This window comes from Devosia sp., from assembly GCF_041917035.1.
GTDB lineage: Bacteria > Pseudomonadota > Alphaproteobacteria > Rhizobiales > Devosiaceae > Devosia_A.
Genome location: NZ_JAYRYM010000230.1, coordinates 1 through 5,967, shown reverse-complemented (window position 1 = coordinate 5,967; position 5,967 = coordinate 1). Strand labels below are relative to the sequence as shown.

Annotated in this window: 9 protein-coding genes; 3 read left to right on the top strand and 6 right to left on the bottom strand. The window is 66.7% G+C overall.

Annotated elements, in window-relative coordinates; genetic code table 11:
• The 3 genes from ACE3TU_RS17995 to ACE3TU_RS17985 form a co-directional block, all read left to right on the top strand.
• The coding region (locus ACE3TU_RS17995) for a hypothetical protein (RefSeq protein ID WP_374626708.1) at nucleotides 1-96 on the top strand (96 nt) is incomplete at its 5' end.
• 163 nt (nucleotides 97-259) lie between these two features.
• Nucleotides 260-502, top strand: coding sequence for a 30S ribosomal protein S21 (rpsU, locus tag ACE3TU_RS17990; RefSeq protein WP_374626704.1), 243 nt, complete (start codon nucleotides 260-262; stop codon nucleotides 500-502).
• 185 nt (nucleotides 503-687) lie between these two features.
• Nucleotides 688-1,152: a DUF992 domain-containing protein gene (locus ACE3TU_RS17985; protein WP_374626702.1), complete on the top strand. Its 465-nt coding sequence runs from the start codon at nucleotides 688-690 to the stop codon at nucleotides 1,150-1,152.
• Nucleotides 1,153-1,208: 56 nt separating this feature from the next.
• Here ACE3TU_RS17985 and ACE3TU_RS17980 read toward each other — a convergent pair whose 3' ends face one another.
• The 6 genes from ACE3TU_RS17980 to ACE3TU_RS17955 all read right to left on the bottom strand — a co-directional run.
• Complete coding sequence (locus ACE3TU_RS17980) at nucleotides 1,209-2,033, bottom strand: alpha/beta hydrolase (protein ID WP_374626700.1); 825 nt, start codon at nucleotides 2,031-2,033, stop codon at nucleotides 1,209-1,211.
• 54 nt (nucleotides 2,034-2,087) lie between these two features.
• The gene (locus ACE3TU_RS17975; protein WP_374626698.1) at nucleotides 2,088-2,741 is read right to left on the bottom strand and encodes a DsbA family oxidoreductase; all 654 of its coding nucleotides are present in this window, start codon (nucleotides 2,739-2,741) and stop codon (nucleotides 2,088-2,090) included.
• Nucleotides 2,742-2,837: 96 nt separating this feature from the next.
• The gene (locus ACE3TU_RS17970; protein WP_374626696.1) at nucleotides 2,838-3,893 is read right to left on the bottom strand and encodes a hypothetical protein; all 1,056 of its coding nucleotides are present in this window, start codon (nucleotides 3,891-3,893) and stop codon (nucleotides 2,838-2,840) included.
• Nucleotides 3,894-4,095: 202 nt separating this feature from the next.
• Complete coding sequence (locus tag ACE3TU_RS17965) at nucleotides 4,096-4,671, bottom strand: PIN domain-containing protein (protein WP_374626706.1); 576 nt, start codon at nucleotides 4,669-4,671, stop codon at nucleotides 4,096-4,098.
• Complete coding sequence (locus ACE3TU_RS17960) at nucleotides 4,667-5,107, bottom strand: helix-turn-helix domain-containing protein (protein ID WP_374626694.1); 441 nt, start codon at nucleotides 5,105-5,107, stop codon at nucleotides 4,667-4,669. The genes ACE3TU_RS17965 and ACE3TU_RS17960 overlap by 5 nt, the downstream gene beginning before the upstream one ends.
• A 206-nt stretch (nucleotides 5,108-5,313) precedes the next feature.
• The coding region (locus ACE3TU_RS17955) for an NAD(P)(+) transhydrogenase (Re/Si-specific) subunit beta (RefSeq protein ID WP_374626692.1) at nucleotides 5,314-5,967 on the bottom strand (654 nt) is incomplete at its 5' end.

Genomic DNA, 5,967 nt, shown 5'->3' with positions numbered 1-5,967 from the left:
GCCGTCCGGCCGCATGCCTATGGCAAGGCCGAGTCGCGCAAGGGCAGGAAGATGGGGCATATCAACCGGCTCGTGCTGAAAAAGCGTGCCGGGTGAGCCTTTTCCGGCACAACCCGGTGTGGACAAGCCGCAGCGTATCGCTTATATAGCCGCACCACGGTGACCGGCCCGGCCGGTCGGCGCTTCTGCCATTGGCTCCGGCTGTTGGCTCTGGCGCTTCCATCAAACACCTCTGACGGATTACGAAGGGCGGTTGCGCTTGCAAGTAGTTGTTCGCGATAACAATGTGGATCAGGCGCTGCGCGCACTGAAGAAGAAGCTCCAGCGGGAAGGTGTCTTCCGCGAGATGAAGCTTCGCAACTACTACGAGAAGCCGTCCGAGAAGAAGGCACGCCAGAAGGCGGAGGCGGTTCGCCGCGCCCGCAAGCTGGCGCGCAAGCGTGCCCAGCGCGAGGGCGGTCTGCCTGCTCCCGCCGCGGTGGCCCGTCCCGCGCGGCCGTGAGGCCGGGAGACTGAATTCGGCGCCGCCGCCCCCAAAGGGCGGCGTTTTGCTGTGATGCTGCCCGAATCTGGCCGGAATCGTGCTGTTCTTGCGAGCACAACGAGGCCTTGTGCCGTTGGCGGCAACGGATACACTCCCGGCCCATCGGGTCAGTACAAACGCGTCATCACTGAGGGAAACCAGACATGAAGAAAACCATCGCCGCGGCCGCCGCCGCACTCGTGCTCGCCACTGCCGGCGCCGCTCAGGCCGACGCCCAGGTCAAGGTCGGCGTGCTCTCCTGCTCCGTCGAGGGGGGCATCGGCTTCATCATCGGCTCGTCCAAGGACATGGAGTGCACCTTCAAGCGCTCCGGCCACAAGACCGAGCACTATAGCGGCAACATCAAGAAGTTCGGCATCGACATCGGCGTGACCGCTCAGACCGAGATCGTCTGGCTGGTGTTCTCCGCCTCATCGACCAAGTACGGCCCGGGCTCGCTCGCCGGCACCTATGTCGGCGGCTCGGCCGAAGCGACGCTGGGCGTCGGCCTCGGCGGCAACTGGCTGATCGGCGGCTCGAAGAAGGGCTTCGCCCTGCAGCCCTGGTCGATCCAGGGCCAGACCGGCCTCAACTACTCGGTGGCCTTCTCGGGCCTCACCCTCGAGTAGGCACCCGCGCCTGGCGCGAGCTTCGAACGCCGGTCCCGCGAGGGGCCGGCGTTCTGCTATGAGGCGCCGGGCGCGGCCGTGTGACGCTCGTAGAACGCCCTGGCCCGCTCCCACTCGCCGCGTTCCCACAAGTCGGTATGCGTGCCGCCCGGCTCGATCCAGATCTCGTCCTTGTTCGGCGCCAGCTGGTACAGCGCCTCACCCTGGTAGACCGCGATGGTCTCGTCCGCCGTGCCGTGCGCGACATAGATCGGCTCGGTCACGTCCCCGATCCACTGTTCCTGCGGATACTGGTCGTCGAGCAATAGCCCGATCGGCAGGAACGGGTACTTGTCGGTGCCGATCTTGACGAAGGACAGGTAGGGCGTCTCGAGGAACAGGGCGTCGGCCTCGCGCTGCCTGGCGACCCAGGTCGACGCCCCGGATCCCAGCGACCGGCCCCACAGCACGATCGGCACGCCCTTGGTCGCGGCGAAGTCGAAGGCGGCGAGCGCGTCGGCCAGCAGGTGCTCCTCGGTCAGGTCCCCCGGCGAGCCGGGAAAGCCGCGATAGTCGAAGGCCAGGAAGCCGTAGCCGTCCGCCACGAAGCGTTCGTAGCGTTCGTGCTCGCGGGTGAAACTGCCGGTATTGCCGCGGAAGTAGAGGATCAGCGGCTTGCCCGCACTCGGGGCCTGGTACCACCCGGCCAGTTGCGCGCCACCCTCGCTGGGGATGCTGACCGCTTCGGCGCCGCTCAGCGTGGTCGCCGCGAGGTCGGTGATGGCGCCCTCGCGGGTATACTGGATGTTGCGCTGGTTGAGGTAGAAATAGGCGAGCACCGCCCCGTAACCCAGCACGGCGACAACCAGCGCCGCCACCGCAATCCGCTTGACCCACTTCATTGCCCGTCCTCCTGCGCCCCGGCATCAGACAGCGGCAATCGCGCCTTGGCAAGCTCAGGCGCGCGCTGCCTGCGCAGGATCGAGCGCCACTTCGAACGCCCGCGCGAAGACCGCCTGCGGCTGGCAGCCCGAGACGGCGAAGCGGTTGTCGAAGATGAAGAACGGCACCCCCTGGATGCCCTGCCGGGCGGCCGCGACGGCGAGATCGTGCGTCGTGCCCAGTTCATCGGGGTCGCGCATCGCCTGCAGCGCCTCCTCGCGGGCATAGCCGTGGCGCACCGCGATATCGGCCAGCACCGCGTCGTCGTTGATCAGCCGGTGTTCCATGAAATAGGCCCAGGCAATGGCATTGGCGAGAGCGTGCTGCGTGCCCTTCGCCCGCGCCAGCCGCACCAGCGTGTGCCCCTTGCGCGTCGGATAGGATCGCGGCTGCAGGCTCAGGTCCAGCGCAATCCCGCTGGCCCGCGCCTCGCCTTCGACCCGCGCCCACATCTCGCGCGGGTCGCGCCCGTATTTCTGCCGCAGCATGTCTGCCACCACCACCCCCTCCTCGGGGGTATTGGGATCGAGATAGAACGGGTGGTTCTCCACATCCACCGACACGTCCGCCGGCAGCGCCGCGATGGCGGCGTCGAGGCGAGCCGACCCGACGAGGCACCAGGGGCACACGGTATCGGTGAACAGGTCGATCTTTATGGTCCGGGTCACAGGCCAAAGCACTCCACGTCGCCCGATACATCACCTCCGCCCCGCGCCGGCGCAAGCACGCACACCGAGGTAACCGATCCTCAAGTCCCGATGAGATCAGGCTCCGGCGGGCAGCGCGCGGCGACGCCGGCCGAGCCGGGAGAGGGCCCGCAGCAGCATCGAAGCCATCCCCCAGATCCAGCCGAGCGCGCCCAGCAGCCATCCCAGCATGCCGAACAGCAGTTCGCCGAGCCCGAGCATGCCACGTCCGACGAGCTTGGCCACGCCGATGAAGCGGTCGCCGTAGGTCCGCGCGGTCTTGGCCACGCGGCTGACGTCGCGGCTCGATTCCGCCACCCTGAGGCTGGCTTTCATCGCCTTCACCCCGCCCGCCCCGGCAATCGTGCCGAAATCATCGGCGAGCGTCGTCATCATCCGGGTGCTGGCCGGCCGGAACACCCGGCTCAGCGGGCGCTGCAGGTCGTCGAGCCGCAGCGCCGCGGCGAGCGCCAGCGTCTCGTCCAGCGCCTCGCGATCGATGCCGCGGGCCACCGCGCGGCCGATCTCGTTGGCAAGGCCCCTGGGCAGCTTGCCGACCCGATGCGCGGCCTTGACGAAGCTCGCGCCGGCCCGCAGCGGCAAGGCGCCGCCCAGGCTCGCATAGGTCGAGGCGCTGAGCGTCAGCCCGACCCCCGCAAGCCCCAGCGTCAGGTAGTCGACCGGCTGGCCGGCCACCGCCTTGCCGCCTTCGCCGAGGAGGTCGCGCACATCGCCGACGCCGCTGATATCGGCGGCGATCACGCAGGCAAACCCCGCCTCGCTTTCGAAATCGCCGTTGACGAGGCAGTTCCAGCCCTCGGCCAGCACGCCGCTCAGGTCGACCGCCGGCAGGGCAGCGACCTCGGCCAGCTGGTCCGGCGACAGCGCGATGCCGCGATCGCCGGCGAGCGCGACCAGTGAGCGCGCCAGTGGCGCATCGCCCGCCGCAAGGGCCGCGCCGATCTCCTCCCCGTAGCGCTCCGGCGGCACCTGCTGCAGGTGGATTTCGGCGAAAGCCCCCTGCGCCGCCAGCCGTGCCACCTTGAGCGCCCCATAGACCTCAGGCGACAGGGCCAGCCCGCCGACAAAGGCGGCAATCGTCAGCAGCCGCCAGAAACCGACCAGATAGCGCAAGACCTCTCCCCGCGAACCCCGAGCATGTGGGGATAGCGCCACGATTTGATAAGACTGCGGCCGCGGGCGATGTCTGCCGGAACCCGCCTTCTCGATGACGGCGGCAGCGGATTGATCGGGCCGGCGGTTCACGTCGCGCTCGGGCAGGGAACCGAAGGCCGCAAGATCGTTGAACAGCAGACCAGGGGACCGAGACTGACGGCTAGATGACCGCGCTGTAGTGGCGTAGCTCGGCCACTGTTTGCGGAAGCCCCTGCACTTCGAGGGTATCAAGATATTGGTCGGCCGACTTCGGCGGGTTCCGCAGGCGCCCTCGGCATCGCTGCACCGCGACAAGCACGGCGGCGTTGTCCAGCCCGAATTGGTGATGGATGAACTCGTCGGGATGCAGCAGTTCGATGGAGAACTTTGCGAGGTAGGGCCGGGGGAAGTCTTTCAGATTGAACGTAACGATGCCGTCACTTGCAGACGCGATGGCCGCGGCGAGGACATGCCGGTCATTGCGGTCTGGCAGCGCAAGACCCGCCACCAGATCCTCATAGCCCTCAACTAGGCAGTCGGGAATGGCCAGGTTCATCAGTCGGCGAGTTCTCTCCAACTGCTCCCTGGTCAGATTGTCGCGGTTCTTCAGGACGTTGCGAACCCATTCGTCATGGATTTGCTCCGTCCGTTTTACGCGGAACAGGCCGTTCGCTGCGAGTTCCATGAGGAGGTCCCGCAGTGGAGCGGGGTACAGGACGCAAGCGTCGAGCGTGACGGTGTAGCTGGACCGCCTAATAGCCCATCCCCAGTTCCTGGGCCTGAGCAGCCAAGTCGTCCATCATCCGCTGCCGTTCGGCCTCGGTCGTTCTGCAATAGAGCTGCAGATCGCTGAACTTGATGCGGCGATGCGTGCCGACCTTGTGATGCCTGATCTTGCCGGCATCAAGTAGGCTGATGAGATAGGGCCGTGAGACGTTCAGGTAGTCCGCAGCCTCTTGCGTGGTCAGTTCCGCATGAATCGGTATCAGCGTAACGGCGTTGCCTTGTGCCATCTCAGTCAGCAGGTGGTACAGGAGTTGGTTGACGGATTTTGGCAGACGCAGGGCGGGGCCGCCGTCGACTTGAACGCGCAGTTCAGAATCCTTGGCGCGCGACAGGTGCCGGCTGGCCTCCGCCGCCAGCTCGGATTCGTCCTTCGTTGGCAGGATCGGTCGCTCCAGAATTTTCGCCATCATCGGTCCCTCTCTTCGAGGCGAAGATAGCATCGAGGTCGGTCGATCTCAATCGCAACAATCGCAATATCTGATGTATCCGAAACGGACACTTGCCTGACCAAGCGGTTCCGGGCTCGTCAGGTGCGCGATCCCGGCCGGTGCACGGAACCCACCGTGCACACGCTGTGTGGCCAACCGGGCGATCGGGGGCCGGCTCCCCCCCCTTAGTGCCCCAGCGACTTGACGATGTCCTCGGTCACCTTCTTGGCGTCGCCGAACAGCATCATGGTGTTGTCGCGGAAGAACAGCTCGTTCTGCACCCCGGCATAGCCCGCCGCCATGCCGCGCTTGATGAACAGCACCGTGCCCGCGTCCTCGACATTGAGCACCGGCATGCCGTAGATCGGCGAGGTCTTGTCGGTCTTGGCCGCCGGATTGGTCACGTCGTTGGCCCCGATGACGAAGGCGACGTCGGCGCCCTTGAACTCGGAATTGATGTCCTCGAGCTCGAACACCTCGTCATAGGGGACGTTCGCTTCGGCCAGCAGCACGTTCATGTGCCCCGGCATGCGCCCGGCCACCGGGTGGATGGCGTATTTCACCTCCACCCCGGCGGCCTTCAGCAGGTCCGCCATCTCGCGCAGCGCATGCTGCGCCTGCGCCACCGCCATGCCGTAGCCGGGCACGATGATCACCTTGCTGGCGTTCTTCATCAGGTAGCCGGCATCGTCCGCGGCGCCCTGCTTGACCGGTCGCGTCTCCTCCTCGCCAGAGCCCGCCGCGGCGCTGTCGCCGCCGAAGCCGCCCAGGATCACCGAGATGAAGCTGCGGTTCATCGCCTTGCACATGATGTAGCTGAGGATGGCGCCCGACGAGCC